The following is a 19,899-nucleotide window of genomic DNA, read 5'->3' on the forward strand; positions in this document are numbered from 1 at the left end:
TTAAAGGTCGAGAAATTCGGCGTGGAAGGGGGAATTCCGGGGGATCTGCAGCAGTGGGAAGGCCACGTCGGCCCCCTTTTTTTAATGAACTCCTAACGCTGTGCTCAGGTTCTTACTCAGGAGGACTCCGTGCAATCCGAGATGCTGCTCGCCGCCGCCGACGCCCTGCCGCTCCCGGGAGGTGACGAGGCCCGCCCGGACGCCAGAATCCTCGTCGGCTTCGGTGTCCCGTCGGAACTCGCCAGGTTCGCCGCCCGCCCCGGCTGGACCCTGTACGTCCCCGGCCATCCCGACGAGGTACGGCGGGCCGTGCTGACCGCCATGGCTCGTGGCGAGCGGACGTACGTCCATGTGTCCGCCGAGTCCAACGCCGAACCGCACTGCGGGGCGACAGACGGCCTCGAGCTCGTCCGGGAAGGGGGCGCCGGTGTGGTGCTCGCGGTGGGTGCCACGCTCGACCCGGTGCTGCGGGCCACGGCCGGACTGGACCTCGCCGTTCTCTACACGGCTGTCGTCCGCCCCTTCGACGAGGTCGGACTGCGTACGGCCGTGCTCGCCGCCGACCATGCCGACGTGGTGCTGGTGGAGCCCTGCCCGCGTGGCACCTCGGCCCATCACATCGCCGGCACGCTGGTCCACGTCCCGCACCGGTTGCTCGCCCTCGGTGGGCCGGACGGCCTGGACGAGTGCGAACTCGCCCGGGCCGTCCGGGACTTCATGCGCTGACGCCTGCGGCGTGTTGCGCCTGCTCGGCCGAACCGGTGGACCCGGCGCGCTCCCGGGACCGCCGGGCGAGAGCGGTGAGGGTGGCGTCGAGGTCGGCGGGGCGGAGCCGGTTGTGCGGCAGCCTGGACAGCAGATGGGCCATGCCGCAGGTGTTGCTGACGGCCGAGAAGACGAGGCCGCCCGCGACCCCGGCGGCCAGCAGCCGCCAGGCGGGGTGCAGGCGGCCCAGCCCGAGACCCGCGAGGACGAGGCCGCCCGCGGTGAAGCGGACCTGGCGTTCCATGGACCAGGCGGCGCGGGCCTCGGTCGCCGGGTGCTGCAGCGTGTGCCCCTGATCCCGCCAGCCCTGGGTGCCGCCGGACAGGGTCATGGCCGGCACGCCGTTCTCGGCGAGGACGGAGCAGGCGGACTCGGAGCGGGCGCCGGAGGCGCAGACGACGAGGAGTTCACCCTGGTGCGCCGCCTCCCTGAGGACGGGCAGTGCGCGGCGGATGTGGTCCAGGGGGATGTTGTGGGCGCCGGGAAGATGGCCGGAGGCGAACTCGCCCGGGGTGCGGACGTCGACGACGGTCAGGTGGGGCAGGCGGGTACGGGCCTGGTCGGTGTCGAGGGCGACGGGAGCGGTCATGGGGTCTGGGATCCTTTCGTGGGGTGGAGGTAAAATACCCCCACGGGTATGTAGAGGAGTGATCGTGGAACTGCAGTTCGAGGGTGCTGAGCTCAAGTCGGTGCTGAATCGGTTGCGCCGGGCGCAGGGGCAGATCTCCGGGGTGATCCGGATGATCGAGGAAGGCCGTGACTGCGAGGAGGTCGTCACACAGCTCGCCGCCGCCTCGCGTGCCCTGGACCGGGCGGGTTTCGCCATCATCGCGACCGGACTCCAGCAGTGCCTGACCGACGTGGAGGCGGCCGGGCGGAACGGTGAGACGAAGGAGCAGATGCGGGCCCGACTGGAGAAGTTGTTCCTGTCGTTGGCGTGAATGTGTTCGAGGGGTGAGTGGCAGGCGCCGGTGGTCAGTGGCGAGTAGCGGGCAGGGGCAGAGCGGTGGACAGGGGGGTGATCGGCAGTCGGCCGGCGATCACACCAGCGCGTCGGCCAGCATGAACAGGGCCACGGCCAGCAGCACCCAGGCGAAGATCCGCTGGAGCCGACCGCCGGAGACCCGGCCCGCGAGCCGCTTGCCGTCCCACGCGCCGAGGATCGCGGCCCCGGCGAAGGGCGCGACCAGCGTCCAGTCGACGCGGGTCGCGGTGCCGGAGCGGGCCACCAACGCGGCCAGCGAGTTGACGGTGATGACCAGCAGGCTCGTCCCGACAGCGTTCCGCATCCGCAGTCCGACGACGTTCACCAGCGCCGGTACGGCGAGAAAGCCGCCGCCCACGCCCAGCACCCCGGTCACCGCTCCCAGCCCCGCGCCCGCCTGAGCGACCTGGACGGGCCGCACCGGCACCCCTTCCCGTACGGACGCCGAGGGGCGCAGCATGCGGTACGCGGCGAGTCCGGCGATCACCGCGAACGCGCCGGTCAGCAGTGCGGATGGCACATACCCGCTGATCGCCCCGCCGACCGTCGCGGGCACCAGACCCGCCGCCGCGAACACGGCCCCGGCCCGCCACTCGACGGCGTTCGCACGGGCGTGCGCGGCCAGTGCGGTGGCGGAGGTGACGGTGACCACGGCCAGGCTCGCGGTGGTGGCCGCCGCCGGGGTGAAACCGAGCAGATAGATCAGCGCGGGCACGGCCAGCACACTGCCGCCGCCCCCGAGCGCCCCCAGCGCGAGACCGGTGACGGCCCCGGCGAACAGCGCGAGAACGTACGCACTCACGTGACCGGTCCACCCTCGGCGCCGGCATCCGCCACCGGCGGGCGCACCTGCGCAGGCGGCCTGCCCCCGTTGGCCGCCGGCGGGCCCGCCACGGCCGGCCTGCTCCCGCTCACTCCGGGCAGGGGCGCCTCTGAAGGCAACCTCCTCCCGTTGGCCATGGGGAGGCCCGCCTCCGTCGGCGCCCCGTTCCCGTGGGCTACGGGCAGGCGAGGCTCTGTCACCGGTCCGCTCCCGTTCGTTTCACGCAGGCGAGCCTCCGCCGCGGGCCCGCTCTCCGCCACCAGCGGCAGGCCCGCCTCCGCCCACGCCCGCATGCCGCCGACCACGTCCGAGACCTCCGCGCCGCGCGCCGTGAGCAGGGCCGCCGCCTCGCGGGAACGCTTGCCGGAGCGGCAGATCGCGATCAGCGGGCGCCCCTGTACGGACCCAGGCAGCGAAGCCCCCGCCGCCAGCGCCGACAGCGGCGCGTGCACCGCGCCGACGGCATGCCCCGCGGTCCACTCCTCGGCCTCCCGTACGTCCACGAGTACGGCCGTCCGGTCCGCGCCGGTGAGCTCGTGCGCCTCGGCCGGGGTGACCCGGGCCATGGGGAGCCCGGCCTCACGGGCGGCGGCGAAGCCGTCGTCGACGGCGACCACGGCGCGGCCCGCCGCAGCCAGCAGCGAGGCGGCGATCGCGGCCCGCATCCCGCCCGCACAGTGCACCCACACCGTCCCGTCGGGTATCTCCGCGAGCCGGTCACGCACCTCGTGGAGCGGAATGTGCAGCGAACCGGCGACATGGCCGCCCAGGCGCTCGGAGTCGCGCCGCACATCCAGAATCACGACCCCCTCACGCCACCGACCCGCGAGACCGGCGCGGGGAAGGGAGCGTGACTGGCCGCCCGGCCGGGGTGGAACGGCGGGGGAGTCAGTGGTGGTGTCGGGGCGGTTGCTGTCGACCTGCGTCAACTGGCCCTGCGCGTCCGCGCGGTGGCTCGGGGGGTCGGTGGGCTCCGTGGCGTCCGGAAGGGAGTGCGGTTGTCCGTCCGGTGCTGGCTGAGCGGTGGGGGAGTCTGTGGTGGTGGTGTCGGGGCGGTTGCTGTCGGCCTGTGGCAACTCCCTCTCCGGGGCCACGAGATGGTGCGCCAGGTCGGTGAACGTGGCGCGTGGGAAGGTGCGGGGGTGTTCGCCCGGTCGTAGCCATGTCGCGGGGGAGCCGGTCGCGGAGGCGGCCGGTCGGTCGATGCCGACCCGCACCAGTTCCCGCTGGGCGGCGGCGAGTTGGGACGTCGACTCGGCGAGCAGCGTGACCGGCCTGCCCCAGGGAAGCAGCCACGCCAGATAGGTGGCGAGCTGCCCCGTCGCCTCGAAGTTGACCGACCCGGCGACATGCCCCTCGGCGAACGCGACCCGGCTGCGCAGATCGACCACCCACTCCCCGGCGGCGAGCCGCGCCGCGATCTCCACGGCGTCCGCAGGGGCCGCCGGCGTCAGATCCACCGGCGCGGGGCCCTCGGAGTTCACCGGGCCCATGTGCGCGTAGTACGCCGGCACGTCGTCCAGCCCGGCCAGCAGGTCGGCGACGAACATGTCGACGTCCTTGACCAGCGCCTCGTTCGTGACGCGTTCTTGTCCGACGGTCGTGGCGTCGCCCGTCGCCGTCCCGGCGGAACAGAAGCTGCCGAACCCGTGGGTGGGCAACACGGCCGTCTCGTCCGGGAGTTCGGCGGCCAGCCGGTGCGCCGAGTCGTACTGCGCGCGGGCCAGTTCCCCGGTGAGCCGAGGCTCGACCAGATCCGGCCGCCCGACCGTGCCGATCAGCAACGAACCGCCGGTGAACACGGCCACCGACCGGCCGTCCTCCTCCAGGACGTACGCGGTGTGGTGCGGGGTGTGCCCGGGCGTGGCCAGCGCGCGCAGCACCAGCCCCTCCTCGACCTCCACGCTGTCCCCGTCCATGACCGGCACCCGGTCGTAGGCGACCCGCGCGCCGGCCGGAACGAGGTAGGCGGCGCCGGTGATCCGGGCCAGTTCCAGGCCGCCGGTGACGTAGTCGTTGTGGACGTGTGTCTCGACGACGTGCGTGACCCGCACACCCCGTCGGGCGGCGGCCTCGATCACCCGGTCGATGTCCCGAGGCGGATCGACCACCAGGGCCCGGTGCGGCCCGCCCGCCAGATAGCCGCGATTTCCCAGCCCCGGCACCTCGATGCGGTCGACGAAATACATGGCGCCACTCCTCTCCCTCGTGAACCGTCAGGGACCCCTGGGAAATTACCCCCGGGGGTATGTGTTTCACCGTAGCAGAGGTACCCCCGGGGGTATTCTGGAGGCGAGCTCCACGGTGGACGTGCCGACGTGCCGTTACCGATCGGTCGCACGTAGGGTCGGAGCGAAGAACCGAACATTGGCCGATGGAAGGGTCCAGCACCATGGCGCAGGAAGTACGCGGCGTGATCGCACCGGGTAAGAACGAACCGGTGCGGGTCGAGACGATCGTCGTGCCGGACCCCGGTCCGGGCGAGGCCGTGGTCCAGATCCAGGCCTGCGGCGTGTGTCACACCGACCTGCACTACAAGCAGGGCGGGATCAACGACGACTTCCCCTTCCTGCTCGGCCACGAGGCCGCCGGGGTCGTGGAGTCGGTGGGGGAGGGGGTCACGGACGTGGCTCCCGGTGACTTCGTGATCCTCAACTGGCGTGCTGTGTGCGGGAATTGCCGGGCCTGTCTGCGTGGGCGCCCGTGGTACTGCTTCAACACGCACAACGCCAAGCAGAAGATGACCCTCCTCGACGGCACGGAACTCTCCCCGGCCCTCGGTATCGGCGCCTTCGCCGAGAAGACCCTCGTAGCGGCCGGGCAGTGCACCAAGGTCGACCCGTCCGTCTCGGCGGCTGTCGCCGGGCTGCTGGGGTGTGGCGTCATGGCCGGGATCGGCGCCGCCATCAACACCGGGAACGTCGGTCGCGGTGACACGGTCGCCGTCATCGGCTGCGGTGGGGTCGGCGACGCCGCGATCGCCGGGGCCAACCTCGCGGGTGCCGCGAAGATCATCGCCGTGGACATCGACGACCGGAAGCTGGCCACTGCCCGCACGATGGGCGCCACGCACACCGTCAACTCCAAGGAGACCGACCCGGTCGAGGCGATCCAGGAACTGACCGGCGGATTCGGCGCCGACGTGGTCATCGAGGCGGTCGGCCGCCCGGAGACGTACAAGCAGGCCTTCTACGCCCGTGACCTCGCCGGGACCGTGGTGCTGGTCGGGGTGCCGACGCCGGAGATGAAACTCGAACTCCCGTTGATCGACGTCTTCGGGCGGGGCGGCTCACTGAAGTCGTCCTGGTACGGCGACTGCCTGCCCTCCCGTGACTTCCCGATGCTCATCGACCTGCACCTCCAAGGCCGCCTGGACCTCGCGAAGTTCGTGACGGAGACCATCCGACTCGACGAGGTGGAGAAGGCGTTCGAGCGGATGCACGGCGGCGACGTACTGCGTTCCGTGGTGGTGCTGTGATGGCCGCGCGCATCGAACGCCTCGTCACCTCAGGGCAGTTCAGCCTCGACGGCGGCACCTGGGACGTCGACAACAACGTGTGGATCATCGGCGACGACCACGAGGCGATCGTCATCGACGCCGCCCATGACGCCGACGCCATCGCGGCGGCCGTCGGCGACCGGCGCCTGACCGCCATCGTGTGCACCCACGCCCACAACGACCACATCGACGCGGCCCCGGCGCTCGCCGAGCGCACCGGTGCCACCATCTGGCTGCACCGCGACGACCTGCCGCTGTGGAAGCAGACCCACCCGGACCGGGACCCCGACGCCTGGCTCGCCGACGGCCAGGTGATCGAGGCCGCCGGCGCCGATCTGACGGTGCTGCACACGCCCGGACACGCACCGGGCGCGGTCTGCCTGTACGACCCGGGGCTCGGCACGGTCTTCACCGGCGACACCCTCTTCAACGGCGGCCCGGGTGCCACCGGCCGCTCCTACTCCCACTTCCCGACGATCATCGACTCGATCCGGGACCGGCTGCTCGCCCTTCCGCCCGAGACGAAGGTCCTCACCGGGCACGGCGATCCCACCACGATCGGGGCCGAGGCGCCGCACCTCCAGGAGTGGATCACCCGGGGCCACTGACGGCCACGGACCCGGACACCGCACGCCTGTGGGCGCCCACCGTCACGACGGAGGGCGCTCACAGGGATGTACACAGCGGAGAGGCGCGGTTCAGGCAGCGACCGGAAAACCCGGCGTCCGGAGCACCTGCCGGTCGGCGTCCACCGCGAACACCTCGCAGCCCTCGCGCGCGGCGGCCCAGTCGATGCCCTCCGCGCCCATCGCGAACGCGGCCGTCGCCGTCGCGTCCGCCTCGGTGAGGGTGGGGGCGACTACGGTCAGGCTCAGCAGTCCGGTCGCCGGGCGGCCGGTGCGACCGTCGAGGATGTGGTCGCCCCGCTCGTAGCGGGCGGAGGTCGCCACACCCCCCTCGGTGATCTCCAGCACCGTGCACAGCTGGTCGGCGTGCTCGGGATGCCGTACACCGACCCGCCAGGGGCGCCCGGCGGCGACCACGTCACCGCCGGCGTTCAGGCAGTACGTCCGTACACCCGCACCCTCCAGCAGTTCCGCCGCCCGCTGCACCGCCCAGCCCTTCACCATCGCGCACGGATCGAGGCCCCGGCCGGGCAGCCGTACGTCGAACGCGCCCCCCGTCGAGACCCGGTACTCCTCGCACAGGCCCAGCACCTCGGTGAGGTCGGCGCTGAGTGCGCCGGACTCCAGTTCGCCCCGGTCGAGGCGGGACACCTCGCTGTCGGGCTTGAAGGGGCTGAACCGCGCGTCGACCTCGTGAAGCCAGGCGAACACGGCGTCGGCCGCCTGCGCCGGAGGGTTCTCGTCATCGATCCGCAGCGAGATCGGGAACCCCATGATGTGCTCGACGCGCCGCATCTCCTCAGCCCTTCGCGTCGATGGCGGCCTGGAGGGACTCCCTGTAGCCGTCGCTGGTGATGGTGGCGCCGGAGACGGTGTCGATGTCGGCGCTCTGCGCGGCGAGGGTCTCCGAGATCAGGACCGGTACGGCGGCCGTGGTCTGCGGGTGGTTCGGCTGCTGCAGCATCTTCACGGAGGCGATCTTGTCGCCCTCGAAGGTCACCTCGACCTGCACGGTGCCCTTCTCGGTGTCCACGGCGGTCCCGGAGACGACCTTGGACGCGGACTCCGCGGCCGGGGCCGACGTGGACGTGGACGGCGACGGGGACGACGCGGCGGAGTCCGCCTGGGAGTCGATGGCGGCCTGGAGGGACTCCCGGTAGCCGTCGCTGGTGATGGTGGCGCCGGAGACGGTGTCGATGTCGGCGCTCTGCGCGGCCAGCGTCTCCTTGATCAGGACCGGTACGGCGGCGGTGGTCTGCGGGTGGTTCGGCTGCTTCAGCATCCGCACCGAGGAGATCTTGGAGCCCGCGAAGGTGACCTCGACCTGGACGTCACCCTTCTCGGTGGTCACGGTGGTTCCGGTGACGACCCCGGACGACGTTCCGGAGGAGCCGGAGGACGAGGTCGAGGACGACACGGACGGGGTCGAGGCCTCGGAGGAGGTGATGCCCAGCGAGGGCTCGTAGAGCCAGACGGGGACCAGGCCCGCGATGCTGAGGACCAGTACAGGTAGTGCTCGTTTCACGACGTTCCTCTTATCCGGCCAGGCTGAAGCGCTCGAAGTGGGTCTGCGACCGGGGCACGCCCAGCTCCCGCAGGCTGCGCAGCACCGCGTTCATCATCGGCGGCGGCCCGCACAGGAAGACGTCGCGGTCCGCGATGTCCGGCACCAGCTCGGCCAGCGCGGCCGGTGCCAGCCTGTCGGGGACGACGGGCCCGCTCACCAGGTGCAGCTCGGCACCCTTGGCGTGCGCGAGGTCCCGCAGCTCCTCGTAGAGGACGGCGTCCTGGTCCCGGGCGACCCGGTAGATGACCACGGCGTGGCCCTGGATCTCCTCCAGCAGCGCGCGGATCGGCGTGACGCCCACCCCGCCGGCGATGAGGACGGCCTCCGGCCGGGTCCGGTGCATCGCGGTGAACGCGCCGTACGGGCCCTCGGCGAAGACCCGGGTACCGACCGGGATGTGCCGCAGGGCGGCGGTGCCGTCACCGGCCACCTTCGCGGTGAGGCGCAGTGACCTGCCGTCGGGCGCCGCCGACAGCGAGAACGGGTTCGCCTGCCACCAGCGGTCCTTGGTGAGGAACCGCCAGAGGAAGAACTGGCCGGCGCGGGCGGGCAGCTTGTCGAGGTCGCGGCCGGTCATGTAGATCGAGACGACGTTGTCGGCCTCGGGGACGACGGCCGAGACACGCAGCTGGTGCCGGAGGTTCTTGCGCAGCGGCAGCACCACCCGGCCCAGGAAGACGGAACCGAGCGCCACGCTCCACAGAACCCACCAGTACGTGGTGGCGGCGGACGACGAGGTGAACGTCGTACCGACACCGACCTGGTGGGTGAAGGCCAGGACCACCGCCACGTAGGTGTACAGGTGGATGAAGTGCCAGGTCTCGTAGGCGAGTCGGCGGCGGGCGTAGCGCGCCGAGACCGCTCCGATGACCATGATCAGGACGAGGGCGACGATCGCGCGGAGCACGCCCTCGGTGGTCTCGGCCAGCTCCACCAGCTCGTCGACCGGGCCCATGCTGGTGCCCTCGGCGTAGCCGAAGGTGATGAACACGGCGTGGGACATCAGGGTCCACAGCAGGCCGAAGCCGACCCAGCGGTGCCAGGTGGTCAGCCGGTCCATGCCGATGCGGTGGTCCAGCCACGGCAGCCGGGCCACCAGCACCAGCTGGAAGGCCATGAAGAGGGCGCCGTACAGTCCGGCGAGCCGGCCCAGCACGATCAGCGCGTTCGACGCGAACCCGGCCTGCGCGAAGAAGACGGTCACGACGGCGACATTGGCGGCCAGCACGGCGTACAGACCCGTGCGGGCCACCACTTTGGGTCGTATCGCCGTGGGGGGCGCGGGAGGCGATTGGACGGTCGTCACGGACAGTGCTCCTTGATCGGGTCCAGGGACCCCGAGTCTGACCGACGGTAGCTGTCATTCAGCTGTCGTTGGACTTTCAAGTTGTTATCGATCACGCGTTCAGGGGGAGGGAGCTATGGCGCTGCGAGCGGCGTGCAGCAGTATGAGCACGTGGAGAAAGTACGACTTCTCGTCGTGGACGACGATCCCCCCATCGCCGACCTGGTCGCGACGGTCGCCCGCTACGAGGGCTGGGAGGCGGTCGCCGCGTACTCCGGTGAGGAGGGGCTGACCAGGGCCGCCGAGTTCCGTCCCGACATCGTGGTGCTCGACCTGATGCTCCCGGGCCTCGACGGCTTCGCCGTGCTCGACCGGCTGCGGCTGTCGGGCACGATGGTTCCCGTGGTCTTCCTCACCGCCCGTGACGGGGTCGCCGACCGGGTCGCCGGCCTCACCCGGGGCGGCGACGACTACCTGGTCAAACCCTTCGCCGTGGAGGAGCTGATGGCCAGGCTGCGGACCGTGCTGCGCCGCAGCGCCGGCCCCGGTTTCCAGCGGTCCGTGCTGCAGGTGGCCGACCTGACGATGGACGAGGACACCCGCGAGGTGAGACGCGGCGACAAACGGCTCACCCTCACCCCGACCGAGTACGAGGTGCTGCGCTACCTGATGCGCAAGTCGCCGACCGTCCTCACCAAGGCACAGATCCTCGACCACGTCTGGGAGTACGGCTTCGGCGGCCGGTCCAACGTCGTGGAACTGGTCGTCAGCAGGCTGCGCCGCAAGCTCGACGACCCCGACCAGCACGACGAACCGCTGATCCACACCGTGCGGGGCGTCGGCTACGTGGTCCGGCAGGTCGGCGAGTGATCCGCCGCTGCCGGGAGAACTACCGCAGGCTGCGGCTGGGCACGCGGCTGGCGCTGGGCATGGGCGTGCTCTCGCTGGTCGTGTTCGCCGTCGTCGGCGCCTCGCTGTCGATGTACATGCGGGACTACCTGGTACGCCAGCTCAGCGACCAGATGACGCACGTCCAGACCAGCCAGGCCAAGGACGTGATGGCGTACGGCGGCGTCCAGGACAAGCCCTACTGGGGCTGGTACAGCGCCTCGTACAAGATCTCGGGCCCCGAACCTGTCCTCCGCAAGCCCGCCGACGTCCCGCCGGACGCCAGTGAACTCCGCGCCACCGCCGACGCCGTGCGGACCTCCGGCGCCGACGTGCTGCGCACGGCGCGGATCGGCGGGGAGTCCTACCGGCTGCGCGCCTGCGAGGTCGAGGACGGGGTCGTCCTGGTCACCGCGGCGCCCCTGGAGGACATGGAGAACACCATGGACCGGCTGGTCACGGTCCAGGTCGTCGCCTTCGCACTCGCCCTCCTGGGCCTCGTGGTCCTCGGCCGCGCGGTGCTGCGGCGCGGCCTCAGGCCCCTCAGTGACATGGCCCACACCGCCCGCGGCATCACCTCCCACGACTTCACCGACTCCGCCCGGCTGCCCGTACGCGCCGACCGGGGCGACGGCGGCCCCGAGGTCGAGGAACTGCGCACCGCGTTCAACACCATGCTCGAACACATCGACGACTCGCTCGCCGTGCGCACCGAGGCCGAACAGCGCCTCCGCCGCTTCGTCGCCGACGCCTCGCACGAGCTGCGTACACCCCTGATGTCGGTACGGGGCTATGCGGATCTCTTCCAGTACGCCGCCGCCAACGAGCCCGGTGAACGGGACAGGCACCTGGCCCGGCTGCGCGCCGAGGCGGCCCGGATGGGCGTCCTGCTCGACGACCTGCTGCTGCTCGCCCGGCTGGACGCGGCCCAGGTCGAGACCCCGCTGCGCCCGGAGAGCGCCGACCTGGTCGAACTGGCCGGCCAGGCGGCGGACGCCTTCCGCGCGGGCCACCCGGAGCGTCCCCTGACGGTGACGGCACCCCCGAAGGAACTGCGGCTGCGTCTCGACCCGCTGCGTATCCGGCAGGTCCTGGACAACCTGCTGACCAACGCGGCCGTGCACACGCCCGCCGGAACAGCGGTGTCCCTGGAGGTGGGAGTCGACGACGGCCACGCGGTGGTCCGGGTCGCCGACGCGGGCCCCGGCATCCCGGCCGCCGACCAGGACCGGGTCTTCGACCGTTTCTACCGCGTCGACAAGGCCCGCAGCCGTGACCGGGGCGGCAGCGGGCTCGGGCTCGCGGTCGCGCTGTCCCTGGTCCGGGCACACGGCGGCACCCTCGACGTGACCAGCGTCACCGGGGAGACCGCCTTCACCCTGCGCATCCCGCTGAACAGGACGGACGGGACGGACAGGCCACTGGACAGCTGATCGAACCGGACAGCAATGCGAGTACAACGACCCGACCGAACACCAAGACCCAACCGAACACAACGATTCAACTGAATACGACGACTCGGTCCGACGGCTCAGCACGGACGATCTGAGGAGACCCCCCACTGTGAACGTACTGATCGTTTTCGCCCACCCCGAACTCTGCTCGTTCAACGGCGCGTTGAAGGTCAGAGCCGTGGACGTCCTGAAGCGGGCCGGGCACGAGGTCGTGGTCAGCGACCTGTACCGGCTCGGCTGGAAGGCGGCGCTCGACGCCGAGGACTTCCCCGGCGTCTGGACCGACCCCGACTTCCTGGATGTCACCGCCGAACAGGAACGCGTGTCGGCGGAGCACGAGACCCCGCCCGACGTCCTCGCGGAGCAGGAGAAGGTCACCCGGTGCGATCTGCTGATCCTCCAGTTCCCGCTGTGGTGGTCCGGAATGCCGGCCATCCTCAAGGGCTGGATCGACCGCACGATGGCCCGCGGCTTCGCCTACGGAGAGGGACGCGCCTACGGCACCGGCCCGCTGAAGGGCAGACGCGCCCTGGTGTGCACGACCACGGGCACCACCTCAGGCCTGTACGGCCAGGACGGTACCGACGAGGACCTGGACCGCGCCCTCTGGCCCATCCACCACGGCATCCTCGGCTGCCTCGGCTTCGACGTCCTCCCGCCGTTCGTCGCCCGCGCTCCGGGGGAGGCGTCGGCGAAACAGCGGGAGGAGTACCTCACGGAGTACGCCGAACGGCTGCTGGCGGTAACTCCGTAGCGGGCGCGGACTCCCGTACGGGCTACTCCCGTACGAGGGCGGCCACATGGTCGGAGACCGTGTCGAGGATCTCCGCGCAGGCCTTCTCGTCGCCCAGGGCCAGGAAGTTGAGCGTCAGCCCGTCCGTCATCGCGGCCAGATAGCGGGCCAACACCGGGACGGGCACGCTCAGTTCGAACGCCATGGTCTCGCGCAGCTGCTCCAGCAGTTCGGCGTACGTCTCGGCGTACAGCTCGTACTGCCGACGGGCCAGATGCGTGAACTCCGGCTCGCGCAGGGCGTACTGGGTGAGTTCGTACGTCAGCATGTGCCGGCCCGGGTGGGCCGCCACATGGTCCCAGTACGCCCTGAAGCCCGCCCTGATCGTCTCCCGCAGGGTGGACTGGGGCTGGATCGCCTCACGCACCACATCGACGTAGTCGTCCATGATCGTCGTGATGACCGACTCGATCAGGGCCTGCTTGGAGTCGAAGCAGTAGTGGAAGACGCTCAGTGACACGCCTGCCTCGGCCGCGATGGACCGGGTCGTCGTCCTGGGGACGCCGTCCCGGGTCATCGCGCGGATGGCCGCTTCGGTCAGCTGCCGGCGCCTCTCTGCCGACGGCTTGCGTGCCATGGACTCCCCCTAGATGTGGAACTCAGCTGCTGTAGACACCTACTTCGTAGAGTGAGTATCCCCAGTCAGTGCCCCGATCCAGTCCGTGGACGCGCACATAGCGGGCAGGGATCCCCGAGAACTGCGCGGTGTCCAGGCCGCCGTCGCCGACAGTCGTGGACCAGGCGGTCTGCCAGGTCGTACCGTCGGTGGAGAGTTCGACGCGGTACGACTTCCCGAACGCCTTCTCCCAGTCGAGGGTGACTCGCTTGACCAGGTTGGTCGCCCCGAGGTCGAGCTGGAGCCACTGGTCGTCGCTCCAGTCGCTCGCCCAGCGGCTGCCCGAGTCGCCGTCCACGGCCCGGTCGGGCTGGTAGCTGGTGAACGGGTTCGACTCCGACGAACTGGCCGTCGCCGTCACGCCCTTGGCGAGGTTCACCCCGGCCTTGTGGGTCTCCGAGGCGCCCCAGGTGTCGAGGTAGGACTCGGCGCCCCGGAACAGGTCGCTCACCGCGTCCGCGCCACCGACCTGCTTGATGTCCTGGATCCAGTCCGGGATCAGGCCGACGTGCGCGGCACCGTCCGTGTTGATGTCCCAGGTGCGTGAACCCGTGGTCTGCCGGTTGATCACCGAGCCGCCGTCGACGCTGGTGAAGGGGTACGTCACCGTCGTACCGGTGTCGGTGCCGCGCGGGGCGGGGTGGTCACCGATGCCGTTGAAGTCGGTGCCGTAGCCGTAGCCCTTGTCGTACTTGGTGCGCAGGGCGTCGGTGCGCGCGGCCTCCGCGACGAACTCCTTGGAGGAGTGCATGTACTGGGCGATGAAACCGCCGAGACCGTAGACCCGGTCGGTCCAGTTGAGGTCCATCCAGCTGTGCGAGGAGAGGATGCCGGGGTAGGCCTCCGCCGCGAAGATGTCCATCGCCTGACCGGCGGCCTTGACCCCCATGTGGTCGATCTCCAGCATCATCTTGCGCTTGATCATGCCGCGCACGGCGTAGTCACCGAGCGCGGTGAGCCCGCGCTTGTTGCACTGCGCGTCCGAGGAATACGTCGGCAGTTCGGTGCCCGCCGGCAGATCCTCCGTCGCGTCGGTCGCCGTGGCGCCGCCGATGGGGTTGTCGTGCATCGCGCTCGTGCACTTCTCCGTCTGCCAGAAGGTGCCCGTCGACAGGAACTGGCCGACGTTGATCGCCGTACCGAGACCGCCCTCGTCGAACCGCACCCCGCACAGGGCGTTGTCGAACTTGTGGCACAGGAACATGCTGCGCACACCGAGGCCGTACAGCTCGTCGAGGCCCTTGTCGATGTCGGCCTTGCTGCACTGCGCGATGTCCAGGATCTGCTTGCAGCCGAAGGGCTCGGACGTCTCGACACCGAGGACGACCGCCAGCTTGCCCTGCTTGATCACCTCACGGGCCTGCGCGCTGTCGGTGACGATCCGGAACCAGCCCTTGCCGGTGCCGCCGTACTGGGCGTCGACGAAGTCCTGGAGCTGGTAGGTCAGTTTCGCCTGGAGACGGATGGAGGTCATCTCGTCGCAGCTGCGGTCCTTGAACGGGTAGATCGAGCAGATCATGCCGTTCGTGACCAGGTCGTTGACCAGCACGCGCTGGCCGCCGCGCCAGGCGCGCTCGATCCAGGCGTAGTAGTTCGCCTGATGGGTCATCGAGTCGTACGCGGGCCAGTCCTTGAACGTCGGGTAGCCGACCGGGTCGTGCTTGCCGTCGCCGCCGTGGGTGATGTAGTCGAAGATCGCGAGGGTGCCGTCCGGGTAGTGCTCGGGACAGTCCTTGAGCGCGTCGGCGATCCCGCTGGTGGAGAAGACCTTCCCGCAGATGAGCCGCCCGCCGAATGCCTCGTTGGAGAACAGGTGGTTGTGCGCGTCGACGAACCCCTGTACCTCGCCCCGGGAGTTGGTGCCCTTGAAGGGCTCACCCGTGACATTGATCTGGGAGTCGGGCGTCGGGCGCGCGGTCGGCGTCCACCAGTCCGTGCCGGCCGCCGAGCTGGGCCCGGTACCGAGCATCAGCGCCAGTACGGCGAGCAGGAGGGGCAGCACGGTCAGGGGTCCGCGACCGCGACGCGGGCGAGGCGGGAAGGCAGGTTCGGTCATCACTCACGTCCTCGCAAAAGGTTGTCATGGCTCGCGCAAAGCCTGTGATGAGGATCGCTACGGCAGGGTGACGGAGTCAATAGTCCGGGACGCTTGACCTGATAGGCGGAGTGGCCGTAGCGGGTGGATTTCAGTGCGTTACCTGTGCACGGCCTGTGTGAGATCGGTACGTGACCTGGGCGTGAACATGGAAAACAATATTGTTGACAATGTTGTCGGTCTAGATTTAGCGTCGACAGGCACTCACTCAGGAGGGCACATGCCGAACCAAGCCCGTCCAGGCACCGGAGAGCAGGCCAGGCAGCACGCGCTGGAGCGGCTGCGGCAGGCGATCCTGCGCGGCGACATGGCGCCGGCCCAGCGGCTGGTGGAGAACGAACTCGCCGAGCAGTTCGGTGTGACACGGGCCAGCGTCCGGGCGGCGCTGATCGAGCTGGAGTCGGAGGGACTCGTCGAACGGATCCGCAACCGCGGCTCGCGGGTGCGGGTGGTGACCGTGGAGGAAGCGGTCGCCATCACCGAATGCCGGATGGTCCTCGAAGGGCTGTGCGCGGCCAAGGCGGCCGTGGCGGCCACCGATGACCAACTGGCCGAACTGACCGGTATCGGCGAGGCGATGGCCAAGGCCGTGGCCGACGGCGAGCCGGTCACGTACTCCGAGCTCAACCAGGAACTGCACGCCCGGATCAGACAGTTCTCCGGCCAGCGGACGGCCGTGGAACTGCTGGAGAAGCTCAACGCCCAGTTGGTGCGCCACCGTTTCCAGCTCGCGCTGCGACCGGGGCGGCCCCAGCACTCCCTGGGTGAACACCTGGCCATGATCGAGACGATCACCGCCAGGGACCCGCAGGCGGCCGAAACGGCCGCTCGGGCCCATCTCACGAGCGTGATCGCCGCATTGCGCGAATGACGCCGCCGGGGTGGGCCGACCGAAGCCGTCCACCAAGGAGATCTCTGCCATGACACACGGTGCGGCGCCCGCCGCCGCTCGCTCGACGCTGGTGATCAGCGCACACGCCGGTGACTTCGTCTGGCGGGCGGGGGGTGCCATCGCCCTGGCGGCCTCGCGCGGCGAGAAGGTCGTCATCGCGTGCCTGTCGTACGGGGAGCGCGGCGAGTCGGCCAAGGCCTGGCGCGAGGGCAGGTCGCTCGACGAGATCAAGGGGATACGCCGGACCGAGGCCGAGCAGGCCGCCGCCGCGCTCGGCGCAGAGGTCCGCTTCCTCGACGCCGGCGACTACCCCCTCCTCGCCACACCCGAGTTGACCGACCGGCTGGTGGGCATCTACCGCGACACCCAGCCCGACGTGGTCCTCACCCACCCGCTGTCCGACCCCTACAACGCCGACCACCCCGCCGCCTCCCGGATGGCCCTGGACGCGCGCGTCCTCGCCCAGGCCATCGGCTACCCCGCCCCCGGTGAAGTCCTGGGCGCGCCACCGGTGTTCTTCTTCGAACCCCACCAGCCGGAGATGTGCGACTTCACCCCGCAGGTGCTGCTCGACATCACCGAGGTGTTCGACACCAAGCGCAAGGCCATGGAGTGCCTGCCCGCCCAGCAGCATCTGTGGGACTACTACACCGACCTCGCGAAACGGCGCGGCGTCCAGCTCAAGCGCAACGCCGGCCCCAACCTCGGCCTGCCGCACACCACTTACGGCGAGGCGTACATGCGCCCCTACCCGCAGGTCACGGGGGAACTGGCATGAGCGGCGTGATCGTCACCGACCCGCCCCGCGCAGCCGCCGGGGACGTCGAGGCGCTGGCCGCCTACGGCGTGGCCACCGTCCACGAGGCACTGGGACGCACCGGTCTCCTCGGCCCCGCCCTGCGCCCGATCCAGCAGGACGTCCGCATCGCGGGCACCGCCGTCACCGCCCTGTGCTGGCCCGGCGACAACCTCATGATCCACGCGGCCGTGGAGCAGTGCGCCCAGGGCGACATCCTGGTCGTCACCACCACGTCCCCCTGCACGGACGGCCTGTTCGGCGAACTGTTCGCCACCGCGCTGCAACGCCGGGGCGTACGCGGCCTGGTCATCAACACCGGGGTGCGCGACACCGCCGAGCTACGCGCCATGGGCTTCCCCGTCTGGTCGGCGGCGGTCTCCGCGCAGGGCACCGTCAAGGCGACGGGCGGATCGGTCAACGTCCCCGTCGTGGTGGGCGCCCAGCAGATCCGCCCCGGCGACGTGATCATCGCCGACGACGACGGCGTCATGGTCGTGCCCCGGCAGCGCTCCGCCGAGGCCGTCAAGGCGTCCCAGGCCCGCACGGCGAAGGAGGAATCGTCCCGACTCGCCTTCGCCGACGGCCAGTTGGGCCTGGACCGGTACGGGTTGCGCGAGACCCTCGTACGGCTGGAGGTGCGCTACCAGTCGTACGAGGAGTACGCGCGGGCCGCCGACCCGGAGACCGGCGCGGAAGCCGACCGGGACGCCGGACCGGGAACCCGCCCGTGAGCACGCCCCGCCCGGAGGAGGAGGGCCTGCGCTGCATGCTGATGCGTGGCGGCACCTCCAAGGGCGCCTACTTCCTCGCCGAGGACCTGCCGGACGACCCTGCCGCCCGCGACGATCTGCTGCTGCGGGTCATGGGCAGCCCCGACCCCCGCCAGATCGACGGACTCGGCGGAGCGCACCCCCTCACCAGCAAAGTGGCCGTCGTCTCCCGCTCGTCCGACGCACAGGCCGACGTCGACTACCTTTTCCTCCAAGTCGGCGTGGACCAGCCAACAGTGACGAGCAGTCAGAACTGCGGGAACCTGCTCGCGGGCGTCGGACCGTTCGCCGTGGAACGCGGACTGGTCGCGGCCGGGGAGGAGTTGGCCTCCGTACGCATCCGCATGGTCAACAGCGGCGACCACGCCACCGTGACCTTTCCGACAACAGCCGGGCAGGTCGTCCGGACGGGCACGACCGAGATCTCCGGTGTGCCCGGTGGCGCCGCTCCGGTCACGATCGGGTTCGAGCGGGGGAGTGCCCCCCTGCTGCCGACCGGCCGGGCCCGCGACATCGTCGCCGGAACACCGGTGACCTGCGTCGACAACGGCATGCCGACCGTGCTGATCGCCGCCTCCGCACTCCAGGTCACCGGCTACGAGGACCCGAGGGACCTGGAGGAGAACGTCACCCTCAACGAGCGGCTGCACGAGATCCGGCTGGCGGCAGGCGAGTTGATGGGCCTCGGCGACGTCTCCGCGACGACCGTGCCCAAGCTCACCCTGCTCGCGCCGCCCGCCCGCGGCGGCACCGTCATGACCCGCACCTTCATCCCGGTCCGCTGCCACGCGGCGATCGGCGTGCTCGGCGCCGCGAGCGTCGCCGCCGGCCTGCGCCTGCCCGGCGGCGTCGGCCAGGGCGTGGCGCGTCTCCCCACCCACGAGGACGAACCGCTCCGCATCGAACACCCCACCGGATTCCTGGACCTCGAATCCGTCGTCGACACAGACGGCCCCGTCCCGGTCGCGCACCGCACGGCCGTCGTCCGCACCGCCCGCAAGATCTTCGACGGCACGGTCTACCCCCGCCCGGCCGCCCCTCCCACCGATCTCCCCGCTGACCCTTCCTCTGTCAGGAGCCGCTGATGACCCCGCCGCTCGGCGACATCGCCCACCTCGGCCACGTCGAACTGCTCACCCCCGACCTCGACGCGAGCGTCCGGTTCTTCACCACGATCCTCGGCCTGACCGAGAACGGCCGCTCCGGCGACTCGGTGTACCTGAGGACCTGGGACGACTACGAGCACCACAGCCTCACCCTCACCGCCCACTCGACCTCCGGCATCCGCCGCACCGCCCTGCGCGCCTCCAGCGAGGAGGCGCTTCGGCGCAGGGTCAAGGAGACGGAGAGCGCCGGCCGCCCCGGCCGCTGGGTGGAGGACGAACCCGGCCTCGGCCCGCTGTACGTCACCACCGATCCCGACGGTCACGAGATCGCCCTGTACTGGGAGAGTGAGTGGTACGAGGCGCCGCCCGAGCTGCGGCCCGGCCTCAAGAACCAGCCCCAGGCCAAACCCGCGACAGGCGTCGGCGTCCGCCGCCTCGACCACGTCAACTTCCTCGCCGCAGCGGTCGAACCGAACGCCGGTTTCATCCAGCACGTCCTCGGCGCCCGCCCCACCGAACAGATCGTCCTCGACGAAGGACGCCTGGCCGCCCAGTGGCTGACGTTCACCGACAAGTCGTACGACATCGTCTACACGGAGGACTGGTCCGGTTCCACCGGCCGCCTCCACCACATCGCCTTCGCCACCGACACCCGCGAGGACATCCTGCGCGCCGCCGACCTGTGCCTGGACAACGGCGTGCACATCGAGACCGGCCCGCACAAGCACGCCATCCAGCAGACGTTCTTCCTCTACGTCTACGAACCGGGCGGCAACCGCGTCGAACTGTGCAACCCGCTCACCCGCCTGGTACTCGCCCCCGACTGGCCGCTGATCACCTGGACGCAGGCCGAGCGCGCCAAGGGGCAGGCGTGGGGCCTGAAGACCATCGAGTCCTTCCACACGCACGGCACGCCCCCGCTCGACTGACAGCCCC

At 70.7% G+C, this 19,899-nt stretch carries 20 protein-coding genes; 12 read left to right on the plus strand and 8 right to left on the minus strand.

The genetic code is table 11. The annotated features are described in order from the left end of the window. The first annotated feature begins 129 nt into the window (after positions 1-129). Positions 130-726, plus strand: coding sequence for a hypothetical protein (locus STRTUCAR8_RS01855; RefSeq protein ID WP_006373694.1), 597 nt, complete (start codon positions 130-132; stop codon positions 724-726). Here the strand turns inward: STRTUCAR8_RS01855 and STRTUCAR8_RS01860 are convergent. After that, entirely contained in the window at positions 716-1,354 is a 639-nt protein-coding gene (locus STRTUCAR8_RS01860) for a rhodanese-like domain-containing protein (protein ID WP_006373695.1), read from the minus strand. The genes STRTUCAR8_RS01855 and STRTUCAR8_RS01860 overlap by 11 nt on opposite strands. 64 nt (positions 1,355-1,418) lie before the next feature. Here STRTUCAR8_RS01860 and STRTUCAR8_RS01865 point away from each other — a divergent pair, with 64 nt between their 5' ends. After that, positions 1,419-1,706 (plus strand): metal-sensitive transcriptional regulator, encoded by a 288-nt coding sequence (locus STRTUCAR8_RS01865; protein ID WP_006373667.1) that lies wholly within the window; start codon positions 1,419-1,421, stop codon positions 1,704-1,706. A 99-nt stretch (positions 1,707-1,805) separates the two neighbouring features. On the opposite strand, the gene STRTUCAR8_RS01870 is transcribed toward STRTUCAR8_RS01865, so the two are convergent. After that, the gene (locus STRTUCAR8_RS01870) at positions 1,806-2,552 is read right to left on the minus strand and encodes a sulfite exporter TauE/SafE family protein (protein ID WP_006373675.1); all 747 of its coding nucleotides are present in this window, start codon (positions 2,550-2,552) and stop codon (positions 1,806-1,808) included. Then, the gene (locus STRTUCAR8_RS55535) at positions 2,549-4,762 is read right to left on the minus strand and encodes a rhodanese-like domain-containing protein (protein WP_006373670.1); all 2,214 of its coding nucleotides are present in this window, start codon (positions 4,760-4,762) and stop codon (positions 2,549-2,551) included. The genes STRTUCAR8_RS01870 and STRTUCAR8_RS55535 overlap by 4 nt, the downstream gene beginning before the upstream one ends. A gap of 203 nt (positions 4,763-4,965) precedes the next feature. Here STRTUCAR8_RS55535 and STRTUCAR8_RS01880 point away from each other — a divergent pair, with 203 nt between their 5' ends. Further along, entirely contained in the window at positions 4,966-6,051 is a 1,086-nt protein-coding gene (locus tag STRTUCAR8_RS01880) for an S-(hydroxymethyl)mycothiol dehydrogenase (protein ID WP_044471471.1), read from the plus strand. Next, positions 6,051-6,680: an MBL fold metallo-hydrolase gene (locus tag STRTUCAR8_RS01885; RefSeq protein ID WP_006373690.1), complete on the plus strand. Its 630-nt coding sequence runs from the start codon at positions 6,051-6,053 to the stop codon at positions 6,678-6,680. Before STRTUCAR8_RS01880 ends, STRTUCAR8_RS01885 begins: the two co-directional genes overlap by 1 nt. Positions 6,681-6,770: 90 nt before the next feature. Here the strand turns inward: STRTUCAR8_RS01885 and STRTUCAR8_RS01890 are convergent, their stop codons facing one another. The 3 genes from STRTUCAR8_RS01890 to STRTUCAR8_RS01900 are packed head-to-tail and all read right to left on the minus strand — an operon-like array spanning position 6,771 to position 9,571. Further along, positions 6,771-7,493 carry an FAD:protein FMN transferase gene (locus STRTUCAR8_RS01890; protein ID WP_006373668.1) on the minus strand — a complete coding sequence of 241 codons (723 nt, stop codon included), beginning with the start codon at positions 7,491-7,493 and terminating at the stop codon, positions 6,771-6,773. Between the two features lie 4 nt (positions 7,494-7,497). Beyond that, positions 7,498-8,223, minus strand: a complete 726-nt coding sequence (locus STRTUCAR8_RS01895; RefSeq protein ID WP_006373682.1) for an FMN-binding protein — start codon at positions 8,221-8,223, stop codon at positions 7,498-7,500. 10 nt (positions 8,224-8,233) lie between these two features. After that, the gene (locus tag STRTUCAR8_RS01900) at positions 8,234-9,571 is read right to left on the minus strand and encodes a ferredoxin reductase family protein (protein WP_006373669.1); all 1,338 of its coding nucleotides are present in this window, start codon (positions 9,569-9,571) and stop codon (positions 8,234-8,236) included. A gap of 150 nt (positions 9,572-9,721) precedes the next feature. Here STRTUCAR8_RS01900 and STRTUCAR8_RS01905 point away from each other — a divergent pair, with 150 nt between their 5' ends. From STRTUCAR8_RS01905 to STRTUCAR8_RS01915, 3 genes are all read left to right on the plus strand, one after another. Beyond that, complete coding sequence (locus STRTUCAR8_RS01905; protein WP_006373679.1) at positions 9,722-10,420, plus strand: response regulator transcription factor; 699 nt, start codon at positions 9,722-9,724, stop codon at positions 10,418-10,420. Further along, the gene (locus STRTUCAR8_RS01910; RefSeq protein WP_006373692.1) at positions 10,417-11,871 is read left to right on the plus strand and encodes a sensor histidine kinase; all 1,455 of its coding nucleotides are present in this window, start codon (positions 10,417-10,419) and stop codon (positions 11,869-11,871) included. Before STRTUCAR8_RS01905 ends, STRTUCAR8_RS01910 begins: the two co-directional genes overlap by 4 nt. Before the next feature lie 130 nt (positions 11,872-12,001). After that, complete coding sequence (locus tag STRTUCAR8_RS01915; RefSeq protein WP_006373691.1) at positions 12,002-12,646, plus strand: NAD(P)H-dependent oxidoreductase; 645 nt, start codon at positions 12,002-12,004, stop codon at positions 12,644-12,646. A gap of 22 nt (positions 12,647-12,668) precedes the next feature. On the opposite strand, the gene STRTUCAR8_RS01920 is transcribed toward STRTUCAR8_RS01915, so the two are convergent. Further along, positions 12,669-13,262, minus strand: a complete 594-nt coding sequence (locus tag STRTUCAR8_RS01920) for a TetR/AcrR family transcriptional regulator (protein ID WP_006373683.1) — start codon at positions 13,260-13,262, stop codon at positions 12,669-12,671. Positions 13,263-13,284: 22 nt separating this feature from the next. Beyond that, entirely contained in the window at positions 13,285-15,357 is a 2,073-nt protein-coding gene (locus STRTUCAR8_RS01925) for a discoidin domain-containing protein (RefSeq protein WP_044471472.1), read from the minus strand. Positions 15,358-15,616: 259 nt separating this feature from the next. On the opposite strand from STRTUCAR8_RS01925, the gene STRTUCAR8_RS01930 reads away from it, so the two are divergent. Genes STRTUCAR8_RS01930 through STRTUCAR8_RS01950 form a run of 5 tightly spaced genes read left to right on the plus strand, consistent with a single transcriptional unit; the run spans position 15,617 to position 19,892 of the window. Further along, complete coding sequence (locus STRTUCAR8_RS01930) at positions 15,617-16,267, plus strand: GntR family transcriptional regulator (protein ID WP_006373673.1); 651 nt, start codon at positions 15,617-15,619, stop codon at positions 16,265-16,267. A gap of 49 nt (positions 16,268-16,316) precedes the next feature. After that, positions 16,317-17,066 carry a PIG-L deacetylase family protein gene (locus tag STRTUCAR8_RS01935; protein ID WP_044471473.1) on the plus strand — a complete coding sequence of 250 codons (750 nt, stop codon included), beginning with the start codon at positions 16,317-16,319 and terminating at the stop codon, positions 17,064-17,066. Next, positions 17,063-17,818 (plus strand): 4-carboxy-4-hydroxy-2-oxoadipate aldolase/oxaloacetate decarboxylase, encoded by a 756-nt coding sequence (locus STRTUCAR8_RS01940; protein WP_006373684.1) that lies wholly within the window; start codon positions 17,063-17,065, stop codon positions 17,816-17,818. Before STRTUCAR8_RS01935 ends, STRTUCAR8_RS01940 begins: the two co-directional genes overlap by 4 nt. Positions 17,819-17,853: 35 nt before the next feature. Beyond that, positions 17,854-18,942, plus strand: coding sequence for a 4-oxalomesaconate tautomerase (locus STRTUCAR8_RS01945; RefSeq protein ID WP_006373674.1), 1,089 nt, complete (start codon positions 17,854-17,856; stop codon positions 18,940-18,942). After that, a complete protein-coding gene (locus STRTUCAR8_RS01950) occupies positions 18,942-19,892 on the plus strand; it encodes a catechol 2,3-dioxygenase (protein WP_006373677.1) in 951 nt (316 codons plus the stop codon). The genes STRTUCAR8_RS01945 and STRTUCAR8_RS01950 overlap by 1 nt, the downstream gene beginning before the upstream one ends. Positions 19,893-19,899: the final 7 nt, after the last annotated feature.

This window comes from Streptomyces turgidiscabies Car8 (assembly GCF_000331005.1).
GTDB lineage: Bacteria > Actinomycetota > Actinomycetes > Streptomycetales > Streptomycetaceae > Streptomyces > Streptomyces turgidiscabies.

What these genes read in the sequence shown, in the direction of transcription:
- STRTUCAR8_RS01860 (WP_006373695.1), bottom strand. Translation starts at nt 1,354, where the DNA reads ATGACCGCTCCCGTCGCCCTCGACACCGACCAGGCCCGTACCCGCCTG.
- STRTUCAR8_RS55535 (WP_006373670.1), bottom strand. Translation starts at nt 4,762, where the DNA reads ATGTATTTCGTCGACCGCATCGAGGTGCCGGGGCTGGGAAATCGCGGC.
- STRTUCAR8_RS01880 (WP_044471471.1), top strand. Translation starts at nt 4,966, where the DNA reads ATGGCGCAGGAAGTACGCGGCGTGATCGCACCGGGTAAGAACGAACCG.
- STRTUCAR8_RS01885 (WP_006373690.1), top strand. Translation starts at nt 6,051, where the DNA reads ATGGCCGCGCGCATCGAACGCCTCGTCACCTCAGGGCAGTTCAGCCTC.
- STRTUCAR8_RS01890 (WP_006373668.1), bottom strand. Translation starts at nt 7,493, where the DNA reads ATGCGGCGCGTCGAGCACATCATGGGGTTCCCGATCTCGCTGCGGATC.
- STRTUCAR8_RS01920 (WP_006373683.1), bottom strand. Translation starts at nt 13,262, where the DNA reads ATGGCACGCAAGCCGTCGGCAGAGAGGCGCCGGCAGCTGACCGAAGCG.
- STRTUCAR8_RS01925 (WP_044471472.1), bottom strand. Translation starts at nt 15,357, where the DNA reads ATGACCGAACCTGCCTTCCCGCCTCGCCCGCGTCGCGGTCGCGGACCC.
- STRTUCAR8_RS01930 (WP_006373673.1), top strand. Translation starts at nt 15,617, where the DNA reads ATGCCGAACCAAGCCCGTCCAGGCACCGGAGAGCAGGCCAGGCAGCAC.
- STRTUCAR8_RS01935 (WP_044471473.1), top strand. Translation starts at nt 16,317, where the DNA reads ATGACACACGGTGCGGCGCCCGCCGCCGCTCGCTCGACGCTGGTGATC.
- STRTUCAR8_RS01940 (WP_006373684.1), top strand. Translation starts at nt 17,063, where the DNA reads ATGAGCGGCGTGATCGTCACCGACCCGCCCCGCGCAGCCGCCGGGGAC.
- STRTUCAR8_RS01945 (WP_006373674.1), top strand. Translation starts at nt 17,854, where the DNA reads ATGCTGATGCGTGGCGGCACCTCCAAGGGCGCCTACTTCCTCGCCGAG.
- STRTUCAR8_RS01950 (WP_006373677.1), top strand. Translation starts at nt 18,942, where the DNA reads ATGACCCCGCCGCTCGGCGACATCGCCCACCTCGGCCACGTCGAACTG.